17 protein-coding genes are annotated in these 19,265 nt (G+C 41.1%); 8 read left to right on the forward strand and 9 right to left on the reverse strand.

Annotated features, from left to right (window positions below; translation table 11 throughout):
- Window positions 1-160: 160 nt before the first annotated feature.
- The 3 genes from H6F41_RS10020 to H6F41_RS10030 form a co-directional block, all read right to left on the reverse strand.
- Window positions 161-613 carry a hypothetical protein gene (locus H6F41_RS10020; protein WP_190403342.1) on the reverse strand — a complete coding sequence of 151 codons (453 nt, stop codon included), beginning with the start codon at window positions 611-613 and terminating at the stop codon, window positions 161-163.
- A gap of 39 nt (window positions 614-652) precedes the next feature.
- Complete coding sequence (locus tag H6F41_RS10025; protein WP_009625842.1) at window positions 653-868, reverse strand: hypothetical protein; 216 nt, start codon at window positions 866-868, stop codon at window positions 653-655.
- 107 nt (window positions 869-975) lie between these two features.
- Window positions 976-1,500, reverse strand: a complete 525-nt coding sequence (locus H6F41_RS10030) for an AAA family ATPase (protein ID WP_190403343.1) — start codon at window positions 1,498-1,500, stop codon at window positions 976-978.
- 66 nt (window positions 1,501-1,566) lie between these two features.
- Here H6F41_RS10030 and H6F41_RS10035 point away from each other — a divergent pair, with 66 nt between their 5' ends.
- Window positions 1,567-2,040, forward strand: a complete 474-nt coding sequence (locus H6F41_RS10035; protein ID WP_190403344.1) for a glutathione peroxidase — start codon at window positions 1,567-1,569, stop codon at window positions 2,038-2,040.
- A 527-nt stretch (window positions 2,041-2,567) separates the two neighbouring features.
- Window positions 2,568-4,817, forward strand: coding sequence for a polyphosphate kinase 1 (ppk1, locus tag H6F41_RS10040; RefSeq protein WP_199288730.1), 2,250 nt, complete (start codon window positions 2,568-2,570; stop codon window positions 4,815-4,817).
- Window positions 4,818-4,843: 26 nt separating this feature from the next.
- Here ppk1 and bioB read toward each other — a convergent pair whose 3' ends face one another.
- A complete protein-coding gene (gene bioB, locus H6F41_RS10045) occupies window positions 4,844-5,782 on the reverse strand; it encodes a biotin synthase BioB (RefSeq protein ID WP_190403345.1) in 939 nt (312 codons plus the stop codon).
- A 178-nt stretch (window positions 5,783-5,960) separates the two neighbouring features.
- Between bioB and H6F41_RS10050 the strand changes: the two genes are divergently transcribed.
- A complete protein-coding gene (locus H6F41_RS10050) occupies window positions 5,961-10,142 on the forward strand; it encodes a response regulator (RefSeq protein WP_190403346.1) in 4,182 nt (1,393 codons plus the stop codon).
- Between the two features lie 68 nt (window positions 10,143-10,210).
- Here the strand turns inward: H6F41_RS10050 and H6F41_RS10055 are convergent, their stop codons facing one another.
- Entirely contained in the window at window positions 10,211-10,447 is a 237-nt protein-coding gene (locus tag H6F41_RS10055) for a NifU family protein (RefSeq protein WP_126386298.1), read from the reverse strand.
- A 127-nt stretch (window positions 10,448-10,574) separates the two neighbouring features.
- A complete protein-coding gene (sufR, locus tag H6F41_RS10060; RefSeq protein ID WP_408962539.1) occupies window positions 10,575-11,264 on the reverse strand; it encodes an iron-sulfur cluster biosynthesis transcriptional regulator SufR in 690 nt (229 codons plus the stop codon).
- A gap of 233 nt (window positions 11,265-11,497) precedes the next feature.
- Here sufR and sufB point away from each other — a divergent pair, with 233 nt between their 5' ends.
- Both sufB and H6F41_RS10070 read left to right on the forward strand, forming a co-directional pair.
- Window positions 11,498-12,934 carry a Fe-S cluster assembly protein SufB gene (sufB, locus tag H6F41_RS10065; protein ID WP_190403393.1) on the forward strand — a complete coding sequence of 479 codons (1,437 nt, stop codon included), beginning with the start codon at window positions 11,498-11,500 and terminating at the stop codon, window positions 12,932-12,934.
- A 312-nt stretch (window positions 12,935-13,246) separates the two neighbouring features.
- Window positions 13,247-13,819 carry a Uma2 family endonuclease gene (locus H6F41_RS10070; RefSeq protein ID WP_190403348.1) on the forward strand — a complete coding sequence of 191 codons (573 nt, stop codon included), beginning with the start codon at window positions 13,247-13,249 and terminating at the stop codon, window positions 13,817-13,819.
- A gap of 59 nt (window positions 13,820-13,878) precedes the next feature.
- On the opposite strand, the gene H6F41_RS10075 is transcribed toward H6F41_RS10070, so the two are convergent.
- Window positions 13,879-14,580: a DUF4276 family protein gene (locus H6F41_RS10075; protein ID WP_190403349.1), complete on the reverse strand. Its 702-nt coding sequence runs from the start codon at window positions 14,578-14,580 to the stop codon at window positions 13,879-13,881.
- Window positions 14,580-15,764 (reverse strand): ATP-binding protein, encoded by a 1,185-nt coding sequence (locus H6F41_RS10080; protein ID WP_190403350.1) that lies wholly within the window; start codon window positions 15,762-15,764, stop codon window positions 14,580-14,582. Before H6F41_RS10080 ends, H6F41_RS10075 begins: the two co-directional genes overlap by 1 nt.
- 266 nt (window positions 15,765-16,030) lie before the next feature.
- On the opposite strand from H6F41_RS10080, the gene H6F41_RS10085 reads away from it, so the two are divergent.
- Window positions 16,031-16,342, forward strand: a complete 312-nt coding sequence (locus H6F41_RS10085; RefSeq protein ID WP_190403351.1) for a DUF433 domain-containing protein — start codon at window positions 16,031-16,033, stop codon at window positions 16,340-16,342.
- A 14-nt stretch (window positions 16,343-16,356) separates the two neighbouring features.
- Here H6F41_RS10085 and H6F41_RS10090 read toward each other — a convergent pair whose 3' ends face one another.
- A complete protein-coding gene (locus H6F41_RS10090) occupies window positions 16,357-16,980 on the reverse strand; it encodes a hypothetical protein (RefSeq protein ID WP_190403352.1) in 624 nt (207 codons plus the stop codon).
- 74 nt (window positions 16,981-17,054) lie between these two features.
- On the opposite strand from H6F41_RS10090, the gene sufC reads away from it, so the two are divergent.
- A complete protein-coding gene (gene sufC / locus H6F41_RS10095) occupies window positions 17,055-17,837 on the forward strand; it encodes a Fe-S cluster assembly ATPase SufC (protein WP_190403353.1) in 783 nt (260 codons plus the stop codon).
- Window positions 17,837-19,225, forward strand: coding sequence for a Fe-S cluster assembly protein SufD (gene sufD / locus H6F41_RS10100; protein WP_190403354.1), 1,389 nt, complete (start codon window positions 17,837-17,839; stop codon window positions 19,223-19,225). The genes sufC and sufD overlap by 1 nt, the downstream gene beginning before the upstream one ends.
- Window positions 19,226-19,265: the final 40 nt, after the last annotated feature.

The following is a 19,265-nucleotide window of genomic DNA, read 5'->3' on the forward strand; positions in this document are numbered from 1 at the left end:
TCCCTTAGCATCGTAATTCTACCACTTTACAAGGCTACAGGAGGGTGACGGATTTACACACCCTAAAAAACTAAATACGAAAAATGATTGGCAGCGCATCGCGCCGCTGATCACTTCTCTAATTGCTAATAAAAAAGGGCGCGATGCGCCCTTTTTATAACTATTCATAGATTGGCAAAATATCTTGCCAACTAGGATAAATTCCTGATTGCCATTGCTCATGGGCAATCGATAACAAACTTTCAGACAGCGATAGCGGTGGCTCGGATTGTTGTGATTGCCGCTCAATCGTATTGCAGTCAATTCCGTATAGAGGAACATTTAACTGCTCGGCGATGGTTCTGGCAACCACAACACCGATCCTTGTACCAGTAAAACTACCGATACCCGTTGCGATCGCTAAAAAGGCGACATCAATCCAAGCAATATCATCCATAAACACACTCAAGCAGTCATGTAACTGTACAGATAGCTCTCTGCCTAGTTCCCATGACTGCTGCTTACGGATGATGTAAATCTGAGAACTGCGATCAGAATTTGGGTTAACTTCTGCGATCGCAAGCTCTAATTTGGTAGTCGTCGTATGTAAGGCAAGGGCAAATTTTTGGGTCATGATCTCTAGAATACTGGGATAAAATCACCAGAATCCGAGTTAGAACTTGCCAATGCCAGCGCCAGTATCCGCAGCACCAGTATCGGCTGCACCAGTATCCGCAGCTCCATTGGATTCAGAATCTTCAGGATCGTTATAGCTGCCCATTGGTCTTCTGCGTCCAAAGCGACCCATAGGGGTGCGCTTACGAAACTTACGCGCATACGCTTGGTTGCGAAGAGCTTTTTCTTTTTTCTGATTGCGGCGCTTAGCCATTTTAACCTACTGTACCCCTTAGAGATTGAGTCTACTTAAGCTAACACAAAACGAGAACTAGACAAAGCTAAATTTTTCTATAGACTTGCTATTTTGCCCTTAATTGCCTAATCAATCCATTCGTTATCCAGCTTTTCATCACGAAACAAAATGCGATCAAAGCCTTCACTAAGACTAGGAGGGTGATAGGTTAGGGTGCGATACATATCCACCACGACATCTTCAGGAACAATGCGATCGCGATTTTCATTACGCGATAGACAAATCCATAGAGGTACATTGAGCCAAATTCCTGTAATCGGTTTGAAGCCATGCTCTTTAGCAAGGTCAATCACATCTTTGCGGTATTCACGCCGATAGTTTGTGGCATCATATATTACAGATTGTTGCGATTTTGCTGCATTTGTAAATTCCTGTTGCACCTGCGCCCAAATCTCTGCCCAATTGCCCTGCGTGGCGGCTGAGCCATACAAAGAGGCACGAATGCGATCGGGACTGATTAACTGAGTCTGCCCATGGGTGAGGCTGCTACTATCACGATCGGCACTCCGATTAGATGCACGTAGCATTTGTTCCGCAAGGCTAGATTTGCCACTTGCAGGTACACCAATCAGGATAATTACACTTGCCATGAAGATCGCAACGAAACGCTAAGTAAATGATGTTAGCAATTCTCAAACCCAGCTCACAAGGAAAATATGTCCACACTTTACGATCTCAAAGTTACCAATATCGACGGGCAACCAGTTGATCTCAGCCAATACAAAGGTAAGGTTGCTCTTGTCGTCAACGTTGCCTCTAAATGTGGTTATACCAAGCAATATAAGGGTCTAGAAGCTCTGTATCGTGAATACAAAGACAAGGGTTTCGAGATTCTTGGCTTCCCTAGCAATGACTTTGGCGCACAGGAGCCTGCTCCCGAAGCAGAAATCAAAAATTTCTGCTCACTCAACTATGATGTTACCTTTGATATGTTCAGCAAAGTGAAAGTCAGTGGCACAGGCATGACTGAAGCTTACAAGTACCTGACGGAAACGACAGGTAATCAAGTGCAATGGAACTTCAATAAGTTCTTGGTTGATAAAGAAGGCAAGGTCGTGAAATACTATCCTTCCAGCGTTGCTCCTGAAGATGCAGATCTGCGTAAGGATATTGACGCGCTTTTAGGCTAGGTTTTTGCAATATAGCTGCCGCCAATCGCTTTTGGGATTTTGAATTATCCTAGTGCATGTGACTACAGCTATATATCAAGTAAATAAAGAACAATGAAAATAGTCTGATATTCCTAAAAAGGAAAGGATTTATTGTAGTAAGGATGGGCGGCGCTTTGCGCCGCCCATCCTTACTTATTTAGCACTACCAATAGTCTCAATCATCGCCCTTTATTTACTTGATGGTGTTTAAGCTCACACAGTAATTTTCCATATTTCGCTAGTCTATAAGTATCTAAAAACCTCTGATGCGAGCGCCACAGGTTTTAGGATTTTATATTTAACCGAGCTATTTATAGCGGTTTTTAGTTTAGTAAGACACACATGGTTTTATCTAAGCTAGCTGAACAAAGGGCTTAAGCCACCTGTCTATAACTCACCTGTATGAGAATAGCTATATCAATAGAAATGTAAATTAGTTACTTTTCATTTGGAAAATAGCTGAGAATTAGTTAAACACAATAAATTAAGACGGTATCTTGATCTGTATGCCTAGACCTAAAAAAGATGTAAGCCAAATAAGTGTAGAAGTTAACCCAGCAGAATCTGACATAGTTGCGATTAAAACTGAGTCGGCAGAGGTCTCAGTATCTAAACTAGAAAAAGCGGTCAAAGGTACAAATTCAAACACAAATTTAAGCAAGTTAGAATTAATTGAGCCAGAATTTGAAACATCCCTAGATCAGTCAATTCCCTTGTTTAATCGTGAGCTAAGTTGGATTGCTTTTAATAAGAGGGTTTTAAGTGAGGGTATTGACTCTCGCACATCCTTACTAGAACGGGCTAAGTTTTTTGCGATTTTTAGCACTAACCTTGATGAGTTTTTTATGGTTAGAGTGGCAAGGGTCAAGAAAAAATTGGCTGAACAAATTGATGTTGTCTCCGACGACGGTCTCAGCCCTGAACAACAACTAGCGTTAATTCGTGAAGCACTAGTCCCGTTGATCACGATGCAGCATGAATTTTTTGAGAATACCCTGCGTCCTGAGTTATATAAACATGGTGTAAAGCTGCTGGACTATAAGGATATTGATAAAAAACATCAACGCTATCTCAAGAATTATTTCCAAGACAAGCTATTTCCTGTACTGACCCCCTTAGCTGTCGATCCTGCTCACCCATTTCCATATATTTCTAATCTCAGTCTCAATTTAGTGGTGATCGTTTGCGATCGCGAAACCAAGGAAAAAAACTTTGCGCGGGTCAAAGTCCCCAATGTATTGCCCAGATTTGTCAAAATCCCTGAAACCGATGACCATACCTTTGTCCCCCTAGAGCAGGTCATTGCCCATAACCTCGAAGCCTTATTTCCGGGTATGGAAATAGTCAGTTACTATCCATTTCGGATTACCCGCGATGCTCAGTTGGACATCGAAGAAGAAGAAGCTGACGATCTCATTTCCGCACTACAAGAGGAACTACGCAAGCAAAAGTTTGGATCTGTGGTGCGGATGGAAATTGCTAAGGATGTTCCCCCAGAAATTCGGAAGGAATTGATTGAACAACTGGGAATTACCGAAGCGGATGTCTATGATATTCCGGGGCTAATTGGCTTAGGTGGGTTGATGTCGATCGCATTTTTACCGATGGAAGAGTATCAAGACAAACCTTGGAAATCAGTCACCCATCCACGCCTCAAGGAAGGCTATGAAGAGGATAAAAGTTTTTTTGAAATCATCCAAGAAGGTGATTTTCTTGTCCATCATCCCTATCAATCCTTTACGACGACGGTACAGCGTTTTATCGAAGAAGCTGCCAATGATCCTGATGTCTTAGCGATTAAGCAAACCCTGTATCGCACCTCTGGCGACTCACCGATCGTTCATGCCTTGGTACGTGCTGCTGAAAATGGTAAGCAAGTAGCGGTGTTGGTCGAACTGAAGGCAAGATTTGATGAAGCAAATAATATTCTTTGGGCAAAGAAGCTAGAAAATGCAGGTGTGCATGTAGTTTATGGATTGAAAAATCTCAAAACTCACACCAAAACTGCTTTAGTTGTGCGTCAAGAAGGTGATCGCTTAGTTCGCTATGTCCATATCGGTACTGGCAATTACAATCCTAAAACAGCAAGATTTTATAGTGATCTAGGTATTTTTAGCTGTAATGATGATTTAGGCGCTGATCTTACCGATTTATTCAACTATTTGACTGGTTATTCGCGTCAGCGTAACTATCGCAAATTGCTCGTTGCTCCTGTGAATATGCGTGAGAAATTCTTGAAGCTAATTCATCGCGAAATTGAGCATCAAAGGCAGGGATATCCTTCCTATATCATTGCCAAGATGAATTCTTTGGTTGATCCTGAAATTATTAATGCCCTCTATGAAGCTTCACAGGTTGGTGTAAATATTGATTTAATTATTCGCGGTATTTGCTGCATTCGCCCAAAAGTAAAGGGACTAAGCGATCGCATTCGCGTCATTAGCGTAATTGGACGATTCCTAGAACATTCACGTATCTTTTACTTTAGCAATGCTGGCGAAGAGCAGGTGTATATCGGTAGTGCGGACTGGATGCCTCGAAACCTTGATGCAAGGGTTGAGGTAATTACACCCGTTGAAAGTCCAATTTTGGTAAAGGAACTCAAACAGATTCTGGAAATCATTCTTGCGGATAATCGTCAAGCTTGGGATCTTAAGGCAGATGGAACATATGTTCAGCGAATTCCACAACAGGGAGAACCAGAAATGAGTTCGCAAAAACATTTCATGTCTCAAGGCAGACCCGAATTCGCATAAAAAAAGCTCCCCTAGGGGAGCTTTTTTTATGCGAATTCCTTGGGTTTCACACCAAGTTTTTCAAACATAGCCACATCATCTTGCCAATCGGGATTGGCAGTTGTGAGTAATTTCTCGCTGGAAAAGATGGAGTTTGCACCAGCAAGGAAGCATAGGGCTTGATCGGATACACTGAGGCGATCGCGACCTGCGGATAGTCTCACCACCGCTTTTGGCATCAATATCCTCGCGGTTGCAACCATTCGCACTAACACTAGCGGATCAATTTCGGGAATATCGCCAAAGGGTGTACCTTCTACGGCAGAGAGGGCGTTAATGGGTACGGATTCTGGCTGTGGGTTGAGATTGGCGAGAGTGTGCAGAAGATCAATGCGATCGCAATCAGTTTCACCCATACCAACGATGCCACCACAGCAAACTTGAATACCTGCATCGGCAACATGCTGAATTGTTTCGAGACGCTCGCGATAGGTGCGCGTCGTAATGATTTCGGGATAGAAACTTTCAGAAGTGTCGAGATTGTGGTTGTAAGCGGTTAAACCTGCTTGAGCTAAACGTTGTGCTTGATCAGGACGCAACATCCCCATCGTCACACAGGCTTCCATTCCCATGCCTGCAACTGCTTCCACCATTTGTAATACCCGCTCAAACTCTTCACCATCAGGAGCATTGCGCCATGCTGCACCCATGCAAAATCTAGTCGCGCCATGCTGTTTGGCTTCTTGGGCTTGACTGATTACTTCATCAAGGGGCAATAGAGGATAATTTTCTACCCCCGTTGGATAGCGAGCGCTCTGAGGACAATACTTGCAATCTTCAGGACACCGCCCTGATTTAATATTCGATAAAGTACACATCTGCACGGCATCGGTTTGATGGTACTGGCGATGGATAGTCTGAGCCTCAAAGATCAGAGACAGCAGAGGACGATGGTAAATTTCGGTGACTAGTTCAAGGGAAATCAAGAGAGTATTTATGCTTACGACACAATGATTGCGATCGTTATTGTACTGCGAAGCAATGCCGTAGTCTTAGACACAAAGGTAAAAGTTTGTTAAATTAGGATGAGATGGGATGGCTTAATCGCATACATCTAAAACGAACGGGGAAACTTTCGTGTAGCATACTCATGCTGAGATTTAAATGATTCCTGCCCAAGAACCAACCAATGAACTAGAAAGGATCGCCGCTTTATATGAGTGCAGCATCCTAGATACCGAATCAGAGCAGGGCTTTGACGATATCACACAACTAGCTGCGGATATTTGTAAAACACCGATCGCATTGGTCAGTTTGATCGACAAGGATCGACAATGGTTTAAATCTAGGGTGGGTCTGGGTCAGACAGAAACCTCTAGACAGGTATCATTCTGCGCCCATGCCATTCTTCAAGATGACATTTTTATCGTTCATGACACTTTAACCGATCCAAGATTTGCGACAAATCCGCTAACTCTAGAACCACCCCATATCCGATTTTATGCAGGCGTGCCGATCAAAACTAGCGCAGGATATCCATTAGGTACACTCTGCATAATTGATCATCAACCTAGAGACTTGAATCAAGAGCAAATTAACGCACTTAAGGCTCTTGCCCGTCAGGTTGCTTATATTATTGATTCCCGTCGCAGCCTCTTAGCAATCAACCATTCAGTCCCCATCAGCGATCTTCAGAGCAATGTCCCTAAGGGAACTTTTGTGAAGAAAATTGCGTTATGGAGCATTACAGCGGCGGCGATGGTGACTGGTATGGGCATAACTGCCTTAATGAATATTGGCTATGTCGAGAAATCAAATAATGCAGTTATTCAGCAAAATGAGACTCTAAGTAAAATCAATCAGCCCCTCAATCATCTGCGCGATCTAAAAGTAGAGACTACTAACTATATTTTGTCAGGTAGTCCTGAAAGTTTATCAAAGCAGAAAATTTTGATTAAAAACTTAGAACTAGAATTAAAAGAACTAAAGGCAATATCTCAAGATTCGGGTTTAAAAAAATACACTCAATTACTAGAAAATCCTAAGTATAAGGCTCGGTTTCAATCAACAGTCTCTTTGTTGGCTGAGCAAATTGAGAAACAGTTAAATGAATCTCAGCAGATATCTATGCTGTATCAATCCGCAGGAACTGAGGCTATTCGCAAAAAAATATTTGATCTCAATAGTAGCTCTAATGAATTCAACATTGCTGTTACACAGTTAGAAGATCTAGTTGAGATCGAGAGCGCTGATTTAACAAAGCTACAGAAAGAAATTCAAGATTTGACTAGTAATTCTATACGCATTTCTATATTTACGTTAATTGCAACCTTGGGGGTAATCGGTCTATTATTTTACCTCGTACAACGGGAAGTCACTGCCCGTCGGCACCTAGCCAATAGACTAAAGCAGGAACGTGATTTTACAATTACGATTTTAGATAATGTCAGCGCACTGGCTTTTGTTTTAGATGCCAATGGACATATCATCAGATTTAATCGTGAATGCGAGAAAGTAACGGGCTATCACTACGAAGAGATTAGAAATCAATCCTTTTGTAAAATTCTTTTATTGCCTGAAGATGTTGATTCGGTTAGCAGTAGTCTTAGCAAGCCAGCACATAATAAAAAGCTTCTCAATTCCCTTGAAAATTATTGGGTCACAAAAAGTGGTGAGCATCGCTTGATTTCTTGGTCAACGACAGTATTGGTCAATCAGAATAATGAAACTCAATTTATTATTGGTACTGGCGTAGACATTAGCGATCGCAAACGGGTGGAAGAAGAAATCCGCCTTCAAAATTGGCGCGCCCTTGTTTCATCGCAAATCACCTTAAAGATTAGACAATCTCTTGACGTTGGGGAAATTTTGAGTACCACAGTCTCAGAGGTGCGAAAATTTCTCAGAGCTGATCGAGTCATTGTTTACAGCTTTAATGGCGAATGGGAAGGCAATGTAGAGGTGGAGTCGGTCATAGAGCCTTGGACTCCATCATTAGGTACAGAGGTAAAAGATTTATGCTTCCGTCATGGTCTATGGAGTGACTATCGCCAAGGTCGCAAGGTGGTCAATTCCGATGTTCCTAATTCCGATACGCCAGATTGCTACAAAAAATTGATGGCCCAGTTCCAAGTCCAAGCAAATATTGTTGTTCCTATTTTAGAGAGTGATCGTCTTTGGGGACTCCTGATTGCTCACCAATGCAGTGAGCCAAGACAATGGCGCAGTTTTGAAGTGGATTTTCTGACAGAAACAGCTAGCCAAGTGGGGATTGCCCTCTACCAAGCAACCCTACTAGAGCAAGAAACTTTACGCCGTAAGCAGCTTGCCCAGCAAAATATTGAATTAGAAGAAGCACGCCATCAAGCCGAAATTGCTACTCGCATGAAGAGCTCTTTCCTTGCCACGATGAGCCATGAAATTCGGACTCCTATGAATGCTGTGTTGGGGATGACGGGATTGTTGGCGGATACCGAGCTGTCTCAGTTGCAGCGTGACTTTGTCGAAACAGTGCGAATCAGTGGGGAGAATCTACTGACATTAATTAATGAAATTCTGGACTTTTCTAAGCTTGAAGCAAATGAAATGGAACTAGAGGAGATTAATTTTGATTTAAATACCTGTGTCGAAGAAGTAACCGATTTGTTAGCGATGTTGGCACAGTCAAAGGGCATAGAACTCGCTTCTTTAATCCATCAGAATGTGCCTATTTATCTGTGTGGTGATGTATCACGATTACGGCAAATATTAACTAATCTCGTTAGTAATGCAATCAAATTTACAGCCCAAGGCGAAGTTATAGTCAAAGTTTCGCTATTAGGTGAAACAGCATCGAATGCCAATATTGAATTTCGGGTTATTGACACAGGTATTGGGATATCTCCAGAATCACAGAAGAAACTTTTTCAGCCCTTTACTCAAGTTGATGCTTCTACAACCCGCAAGTATGGTGGCACTGGCTTAGGCTTGGCAATTTGCAAACAAATTGTTGATTTAATGGGTGGAGAAATCGGTATTGATAGCGAAGAAGGTAAAGGTTCACAGTTTTGGTTCAAGCTCCCGTTTGTTAAGCAGTCAGAAGCAGCAATCGTGGCTCGTAAACCAAGGCGAGATGTTGCTCTCAAAGATATTCGGGTTTTAGTAGTTGACGATAATAAGACGAATTGTAAAATTCTCTCCTATCAGCTTACTGCTTGGCAAATGCGCGTAGATGCAGTGCAGAGCGCCGTGGAAGCAATTCCGATCATCCGTGCCGCCATTACCGCAGGCGATCCTTACCAAATTGCCATTTTAGATATGCAGATGCCAGATCTTGATGGTGAAATGTTGGGCGCACAGATCAAGTCCGATCCCAGTCTTAAAGATACAAAGTTAATTATGCTCACCTCTTTAAATCAACGGGGTGGTGTACATCGCGTCAAAGAGATGGGCTTTGAATTCTATCTTGTCAAGCCAGTTAAGCAATCTCGTTTATTTGATGTCTTAATGGAAGTTGCTTCCTCCAATGCTCAACTTAATACAATCATGGATATTCCTACCCAGCCTGTGCCTCAACCAAAACCTACTAGTACATCTAAGCTCAAGATATTGATAGCTGAAGATAGTCCGATTAATCAAAAAGTGGCGCTACACCAATTACGCAATTTTGGCTACGACGCTGATGTTGCAGGTAATGGACATGAAGTTTTGCAATTGCTTGAGCATATCCACTATGACTTGATTTTGATGGATTGCCAAATGCCAGAGATGGATGGCTATGAAGCCACTAGGGCAATTCGGAATCTTGATTCTGAGAAGAGCAAAATTGCAATTGTGGCGATGACTGCTAATGCGATGAAAGAAGATCGCGATCGCTGTCTTGCCTGTGGTATGGATGATTATGTGAGCAAGCCCATTCGTAAAGAGGATCTTGCTCAGAAGATTGCTGAATGGGAGAAAAAAATCAATTCTAAGAATGTAAATATTGTGACTGAAGATAGTGCTTGCAGTCTTGACATCCACAAGTACGATGCTGTGCCGCTAATTGATTGGGACTATATTGATAGTCTGGTTGATGGTAATGACCATTTTAAAGAAGAGATATTTCAGACTTTTTGTGATGCGATCGCAAAAAACATAGGGCAGTTAGAGCAGCAGATTATGGCTAATGATTGGGGCGAAATCAAAAAAACTGCCCATATGATCAAAGGTTCTTGCAGTAGTTTAGGGGTTTTATCGATTGCTGCGATCGCATCTGATATCGAGAAAATGGGACAAGGTGAAAACCAAAGTAATCTCACCTCCTTATTCTTAAAAATGCAAGAATTCTTTGCTCAAATCCAAGACATTTACAAAAATGGATTCTAAGCAAAAAAACAAAGAGAGTTGCGGCGCTTCGCGCCGCAACTCTCTTTGTTTTTTTGCTGTAGCTATACCTAGAAAACTTGTTCGATTTCAGCAATTTCAGGAATCTCTTCCTTCAACTTGCGCTCAATTCCCATTCTTAAAGTCATAGCCGAGCTAGGACAAGAGCCACAAGCACCTTGCAAACGCAATCTGACAATTGGGCCTTCAATTTCAACTAGTTCTACATTCCCACCATCAGACATGAGATAGGGACGCAATTCATCGAGAACATTTTCAACGTTATCTTTGGTTAAAGTTAAACTCATATTTTTTCCTGTTGTGTTTTTTAACCGAGATATCGTACTGCCTGCGTAGCAGGCAGTACGATATCTCGGTTTTGGTTTATACCAATGCTAATTCAATTAGCATTGTTTGTGGATGTAAAGCGAATAACTAACAGCTATTCGCTTGATCATGGATTAAGTAACCACAGCGATGTTCTCCATCCACCATCCAGTGAGTCCGTTCCACAGGACAATCTAGGACTGTCGCAAACATTTCTAGCTCATGTCCACACACGCTAGGGAATGATTCGGCAACATGGGCAATCGCACAGTTATATTCTGTAAATATAAAATTCTGCTTTTGTTGATCATTTCCCTCAACAGGGAACCACTCTGTCACATAGCCCTCAGCGCGGCGAATTTCAGCTAATTTTTCTAGTCTGTGTTTGAGTGAACCGCTACCCAGTTGAGATTTGTAATGCTGGGCTTTGCGTTGCCATTGCTTCTGCAATACTTCAGATACTTGTTCTTTACCTAAAGTATCAATTAGCGTATCGAGGAAATTTACAGCAAATTGATTATAACTATCAGGAAAGCGATCTCGCCCCGCCGCCGTCAACGCGTAGATAAATTGAGGACGACCCATGCCCAACTGCTCAGCCGTATGATAAATCAATCCTTCAGTTTCTAAATCCTTTAAATGTTTCCGAATTGCCTGTGGGCTAATATCTAGCTTTTCTGCCAAGTCCTGCGCTGTGACCTCCCCACGTTTCAGCAAGTGCTGCAAAATATCATGCTTTGTGTCGTGCTTAGCATCTTGTTTGTGGTCTAGCTTTAGGTCTGGGTTACTGGAAATCATCTCAGCAACACCGATGGGAGTTTTCATGAATTATAAGCTCCTGATGGCAACTGACCCTATCCATAGAGTCAAAACTCAATTAAGTTACAAAGTCATCAGAAAATTGACTTTGACAACTCGTATGTTGTTAATGTAACCTACAATTAGTAAAGAAACAAGCAAGTTGTTTTAATCCCGTGATTACTGCGCTTCGCGCCTTAATCACCCATAAACTATCAGGAGCCTTAACTGACATGACTGCAACGGTTCAAGCACTTGTCAACCAACCATACAAATATGGATTTGTTACGTCCATTGAGTCGGACACTATCCCTCGCGGACTGAGCGAAGATGTCGTCCGCATGATTTCGGCTAAGAAAAATGAGCCAGAATATATGCTGGAATTCCGACTCAAAGCGTATCGCCAATGGTTAAAGATGCAAGAACCGACTTGGGCGCATGTGGATTATCCTGCGATCGATTATCAAGATATCGTTTACTATTCCGCACCCAAGCAGTCCAAGAAAAAGGCAAGTCTCGATGAAGTCGATCCCGAATTATTGGACACCTTTGAGAAGTTAGGTATTTCTCTCAACGAGCAAAAGCGTCTCGCCAATGTCGCCGTAGATGCGATCTTTGACAGCGTTTCTGTTGCCACGACATTTAAAAAAGATTTAGCCAAGGTCGGCGTGATCTTCTGCTCGATTTCCGAGGCAATGCACGAATATCCTGAACTAATCAAAAAATATTTAGGCAGTGTCGTACCAATCGCTGACAACTACTTCTCGGCACTAAACGCTGCCGTATTTAGCGATGGTTCTTTCGTATATATCCCTAAAGGCGTGAAATGTCCGATGGACTTGTCCACCTATTTCCGCATTAACAATGGGGATTCGGGACAGTTCGAGCGCACCCTGATCGTTGCTGAAGAAGGGGCCTATGTCAGCTATCTCGAAGGCTGTACTGCGCCAATGTTTGATACCAATCAACTTCATGCGGCCGTTGTCGAAATCGTTGCCCTTGATGATGCTGAGGTCAAATATTCCACAGTGCAGAACTGGTACGCTGGCGATAAAAATGGCAAAGGTGGAATTTATAACTTTGTGACCAAGCGCGGCTTGTGCCAAGGCAAAAACTCCAAAATCTCTTGGACGCAAGTAGAAACTGGCTCAGCGATTACTTGGAAATATCCAAGTTGTGTATTAGTTGGTGAAAATTCTGTTGGTGAGTTTTATTCGGTTGCTCTCACAAATAACAAGCAACAAGCGGATACAGGCTCAAAAATGGTGCATATTGGCAAAAATACCCGCAGCAAGATTGTTTCTAAGGGTATTTCCGCAGGTGGCTCGCAAAATAGCTACCGTGGCTTAGTAAAAATTTCGCCTAAAGCGGAAGGTGCAAGGAATTATTCACAATGTGACTCGATGCTAATCGGCGACTGCTCTCAGGCTAATACTTTCCCCTATATCCAAGTTCAAAACAATACGGCTAGGGTCGAGCATGAAGCTTCTACTTCCAAAATTGGTGAGGAGCAACTGTTTTACTTCCAACAACGTGGGATTGCGATGGAAGATGCTGTGTCTATGATCATTAGCGGATTTTGTAAGGAAGTATTTAATGTACTACCTATGGAGTTTGCAGTGGAAGCAGACAAGCTTTTAGCGTTGAAGCTAGAGAATAGCGTGGGTTAAAATAAAGTTGATGCTTTGCGTCAACTTTGCAGCTACTAACCACAAGTTAACAGGAGAGAAGTTAGATCAATTCGAGTCAACCTTAAAGCTGACTGGGATACGATGGCGATTAATTTATTTTTAGTTTGCTGAAGTTGCCCCATCTTTACTAAAGCATGGTCAGACAGAAGAGACTACAGCTCCGCTATTCGAGGCTTTGTTAAGATCAGAACGTCAAACTATGAATTGCAGTAATGCGATCGGCTATAGCACAATCTCTATTATTCAAAAGTGCTAAAATCTTGTCATGACTGTATCTGCAAACTAAAAGACATGAATACGGTAACGCTAAATCTTGCACCAATCGCGAAGTTGGCTGATGAGCAGTTTTATGAGTTATGTCTAGCCAATCCTGATATCAAGTTTGAGCGCAATTCTAGAGGAGAGATAGTTATTTTGGCTCCTACGGGTGGAGAGACAGGAATTTATAATGCAGGTTTGATTGCTCAGTTTTGGATTTGGAATAATCGCCTTAAGCTTGGAAAAGTGTTTGATTCATCGACTTGTTTTAAGTTGCCTAATAATGCTAATCGATCGCCTGATGTGTCGTGGATTAGTTTAGAGCGATGGAATGCGTTAACTAATTCTCAAAAAGAAAAGTTTCCACCGATTACACCTGATTTTGTTTTGGAGTTGATGTCACCAATGGATACGCGCAAGGAGACTCAAGCGAAAATGCAGGAATATGTCGAAAATGGCGCAAGGTTAGTTTGGTTACTAGATCGCAGGAAAAATATTGTTGAGATTTATCGCCAAAATCAAGCGGTGGAAGTTCTCACTAATCCTGATGTGTTATCTGGTGAGGATGTCTTGCCTGAGTTTAGTTTAGACTTGCGATCAATTTGAGAATAAATGTAGTAATGAGCTATGCAAACTGGAAAAATCTCCAAAAACTATGATTGTAATTAAAGCATCATAAAATCATCGATATAACTAATGAATTTCCCAAGACTAGGAATAATACCAGCAAGCTGCAAGTATAAAAATTCGTAATCTAAGTTTGAAACCACTCTATTTACCTGATTCTCTTTCTTTCTATAAGATTTACCCACAAGCTGATAAGCTTGATGTAAATCTTCGGCAGGATGATTTCTATTCTCCATATTGTCTACCTCAGGATTAAATCCCAGATTTGACTGGATTAACGATGTGGTGAGGTTTACGTCAATCTTCAAAAAGTGCTTCCACTCTGCCAAGAACCATGCTTCTACTTCCATTATAGCAAGTACTATATGTGAAGAAACACTTCCTCTTGGTAGTACTGTGCGTAAACTTCCCTCTAAAATACCCTTGTCTGCAATTGGAATTGGATAAACATCTCTTAAGCCAATTATCTTACTGTAACCAGAGCTAACCAAGCTAGCATACTGATCACGGATATCAGAAACAACACTATTATCACTGCCAGAATTACATATTAGAACGTAATATTTGGTTTGAGCAGTAACAGGATCACTCATAGTCAATACTGTGAATCTACTATTCTGTTTGCCTTGCATATCTTGCTCAGCAATAGCAATGTTGCTTTTACCTGCGATCTCTTCAAGCAATTTTCTAACAAAAATTTTCTCTGTTTGTCCCTCTACAAAAATCGCAAGTCTTTTCACTAATTTTCTATCTCCTCTTCACCAAACCCGTCAAGATAAAACTGAGAAGAGAAAAAGTCAAAATTGTTCAACCCCGTAAACTTGAAGTCATCAAAAATTTGTTTTGAATTATACATGTTATGTAGTTTTGCTAAGCTAGATTTACGCTCAATTACTGACCAGTACTCAAGAGGAACACCATTCATAATAAAGCGATCGTTAGTTGTCATTATTAGTTGCACTAAACCAGATTCTGCTTTGCTAATCAGTACTTTAATCATAGCTGAAGCTCTCTCAAAATCAAGACCTTCGCCAATGTCATCAATTAATATACAGCTAGGTTTTTCAGCAAGAAGTGAATAGTTAATTTGAATTATTAGAGATAATGCTCTGAACATTCCTTGTGACATAGATCCCTGTTCAGTTTTTTCTGTCAGATCAACTTCCTGAACATATAAACATTGAGCTTCTCCTTCTGACCAAACCTCCTCACTTTCATTAAGTATAAATGAAGGGATCTTAGTTCCAATATCAGATATTGTATAACCTACGAGCTTCATATCCAACTTTATATTTTCAATAAAACTATCTCCCAATTCTTCTCCTAACTTGAAAATACCAATTACTTGATCGGCATCTTTAAAGTTTATACTTTCTCTGATAGCATCAAGTTTTTGGGTTCTCATAACGATCAAGCTAGATCTACCTAAATCTGTTCCAAATTGATAGTATCTTAAAGAACTAGCCCAATTATAGATTTCCTCAAAAAAAGGATGTTGAATAGAGTCCCTTCGTTTTAGAGCAGCTACTTCATCAACTGGAGTTTGAAAATCTATATCCTGATTTAATCTCTCCGCCCAAACTTTACCTATACCAGATGTTTGTCGATTTAGGTATTGCTTTGCTCCAACAGTAAAACTCTCTTCAACTACTTTCCCAGACTCGATTTTTAATACATACACTTTTTTGTTTTCTTCGTCATGAGTGTCAAAGAAAAGCTTCCACTTTCTTGAACCTCGGCTCGGTTTAAGATCTGCTTCACCTGATAATATTCCTGCTATAAGGTTAATAGCTCTAAGAATTTTGGTTTTGCCTGATGCATTTTTACCAACAATTAAGTTGATATTACCTAACTGACATCCTTCTAGAAGCCACTTGTCAGGTAAACCATCATTTTGGCAGTAATACATTAAATCTAGTTTCATATGGCATTATCTCGTTAAAATCTCTTTTTAGATATGGATTTAAAACATTTTGATAAAATTTAGATGCTATCTACTAAATTTTACCAAGCTAATATCTAGCATCCACTAACTTACAGCCCATTCTATTTGGAAATACCTTATTAGCGTTTTTGATGGTTGGAAATAGAGAAACTACGATTAGCTCATTATCTAAGCAAATCTTATCGACATCATTAAAGACTATACTGTAAAAATATGACAACTTAGTTAAAGAAAAGCAAAATATCATGTTAGCTCTAAGTTATCCACATATCGAAAAAAGCGACAACCAACCCGCAAGACTACAACGTTTACCGCGCATTCGAGTAGCGCAAATCGTCATGGACTATCTCGCCTATGGTTGGTCAGTCGAAGAAATATGTCGTCAGCACCTTTACCTAACACCCGCCGAAGCTCATGCAGCAATGGGTTATTACTTCGATCATCAAAAAGAGATTGGCCAAGAAATCAAAGAAGAATGGGAGAAAGTCCAAGGAAGTACTAGCCAATCTATGCGATCGCCATTTTATATCAGGATGAAAGCTCAAGGAGTTCCCTAAATCAACTGAACTGTTTAACAGAGATCTCGATCGTCAAAATTTGGTTTACACATCCATGCCAAAGCATTTAGCAACCAGTCCACAGGAGGGACTACATATTCTTCTAAATCTATAGTTAAATTTTGTTCCTTTAGTTGTAAAAACAGCCAGCGATTCCCACTAGTCACACAGCCAAAAATCCTGTCAATAGTATTCTCTCTATTCAAGTTAAATCTTTGTGCGGCAACCATTTCAGCAATACATTGACCTAAACCTGACTTCAAGTCATCCTTTTTCGCTTCCACGATCGCAACTACAGGTGCTTCTACAAAAAGTTGCTCGGTTGAACGACTAACCAAGAAATCACAAACCCCATTTAAACCAATGCTTTCATCAACATTAAACTCCTCTCCTGAAAAAAAGCTAATTTGACGATTAAGCTGTTTTCTCACTTCAAATAGAATTGGCGAAATAATTAATTCTGATCGTGCTTTTTCTGATCCCATCGCGATCGCCAAAGGAATACTTTCCTGTAGAAACTCAATCAAATTAGCACTGGGAGTAATTACATTTAAGTCAGGTAAAAATCTCACCCCTTCGACAAAATTGAGATTTAATTCTTCCTTAGCTTTGCGTAACGTAAAAGCGCTGTAAGCCATAGTTTCTCTCCCTTTTTATGCCAATATCTGTCCACTACATATTACAATATGAGATAGCCGTTAACAAAAAAGAAATGATTGTCGAAAATAGTGAAGTGATTTTATCAGTCAAGGATTTGACTGCCGAAGTTGATGGAGTCCAGATTCTCAAGGGGCTAAATCTAGAGATTAAAGCTGGAGAAGTCCATGCAATTATGGGACCCAATGGATCTGGCAAAAGTACATTCTCGAAGATTTTAGCAGGACATCCTGCCTATACAGTCACAGGTGGCGAGATTATCTATAAAGGTAAAAATCTTTTAGATTTAGAACCTGAAATTAGATCCAGAGAAGGTGTATTCCTTGCCTTCCAATATCCTCTCGAAATTCCAGGGGTAACTAACTCTGACTTCTTGCGCTTGTCCTACAACAATTTGAGAAAGCACAAGGGCTTAGAAGAATTGGATATCATTGATTTTGATGATTTCATCCAAGAAAAACTGGAAATTGTAGAAATGAATCCTTCTTTCTTGAGCCGTAGTGTTAATGAAGGATTTTCTGGAGGAGAAAAGAAGCGCAATGAGATTTTGCAAATGGCAATTCTAGAACCCACCTTGGCGATTCTTGATGAAACTGACTCAGGCTTAGATATTGATGCTTTGAGAATTGTGGCGGGTGGTGTTAATAAGCTTTCCACTCCCCAAAATTCTTCATTGGTAATCACTCACTATCAGCGCTTGCTCAACTACATCATTCCAGACTTCATTCATGTAATGGAGAATGGCAAGATTATTCTTACGGGTGGCAAAGACTTGGCACTAGAACTCGAAGAAAAAGGCTATGACTGGCTCAAGGAAGAAGAGGCGGTGTTAGCGTAATGACTATTCAAGTTTCTGAACAATTGGCAGACCAAGCAGAATTTAAAGGTGCTTCTAGTAATCGCAGTAAATTAGCAGTAAATGGTCAACAATTTGTGAATCAAATTGTCAATTTAGGTGCTGATATCTCTGCGGGTCAAGATACCAGTAACTTTGTCAAAGAGTTACGTCAATTGGCTAGTGATCATCTAGCGACGCTGCCTTTCCCAACTACCAAGGATGAAGAATGGAAATATACCGATATTTCTAGCTTAGGGAGGTTTCAGTTTACTGAGCATGAGCTGTCCTCACCTAAGGCAGAGGAACTATTGGCGACACATATGGCTCCTGAAGCAATTGGAAATTGCTTAGTGTTTGTGAATGGCAAATATAGTCAAGAATTCTCAGATCTGACCAATGTAAGTGAAGGCTTAATATTTGGAACTTTGTCTACCTTGGGCGATCGCATTTTGCCAAAACTGCGATCACATTTAGCGCAGCATCCCGATGCGAATGACTATTTTGCGAGTCTGAATACAGCTTGTCTGTCAGATGTTGCTGTAATTATTGTTCCTAAAAATTTAGTTGTCGAAAACCCAATTCAGATTTTATCGATCGCAGTTCCCAAAGAAGGCGATACAACCCTAGTCACCCAACCCCGCTGCTTAGTAATCGCAGAAAATCATAGCGAGTTGACCTTTATTCAAACCTTTGTTGGTAATGACGATCAGCCATATTTTAGTAATGCGGTGACCGAAGTTTGGTTGGCTGAGGGCGCACAAATAAACCATACCAAGGTGCAGCGGCAGGGCAACGAGGCGATCCACATTAATACAACTGCGATCGCACAGGCAAACAATAGTGTTTATAAAAACCAATCGATTGGATTTGGGGCGAAGATCTCGCGCCAGAATTTGCTAGTGCAGCAGATGGCTGAGCAGACGGAAACATCCCTAACTGGTTTGGCAATTACAGATGGTGAACAACTTGCCGATACACATTCTGCGATCGCCCACAATTATCCCCATGGCTCTAGTAAGCAGTTGCATAAGTGTATTGCGGATGGACGTTCCCATGCTGTTTTTAGCGGCAAAATCCAAGTTGCGAAATTAGCACAACAAACTGATTCGGCGCAGCTTAGTCGCAATTTATTGCTATCGGGCAAGGCGAGAATTGATACGAAGCCACAATTAGAAATTTTTGCGGATAATGTCAAATGCGCCCATGGGGCAACAGTCAGCCAGTTAGATGCTGATGAGATCTTCTATTTACAAAGTCGTGCCATTGATGCGGAGAGTGCTGCTAAGTTGCTCACCTATGCTTTTGCTGCGGAAGCAATCAGCCAAATTCCGATTGTGTCTGTCCAGAGATCATTAAGTAACTTTGTACTGGAAAAAACAAAGGCTTAAGATATTAGCAACAAAAAAGAGTTACTGCTCAGCAGTAGCT

The sequence above is a fragment of the Pseudanabaena mucicola FACHB-723 genome (genome assembly GCF_014696385.1).
Classification (GTDB): Bacteria; Cyanobacteriota; Cyanobacteriia; order Pseudanabaenales; family Pseudanabaenaceae; genus Pseudanabaena.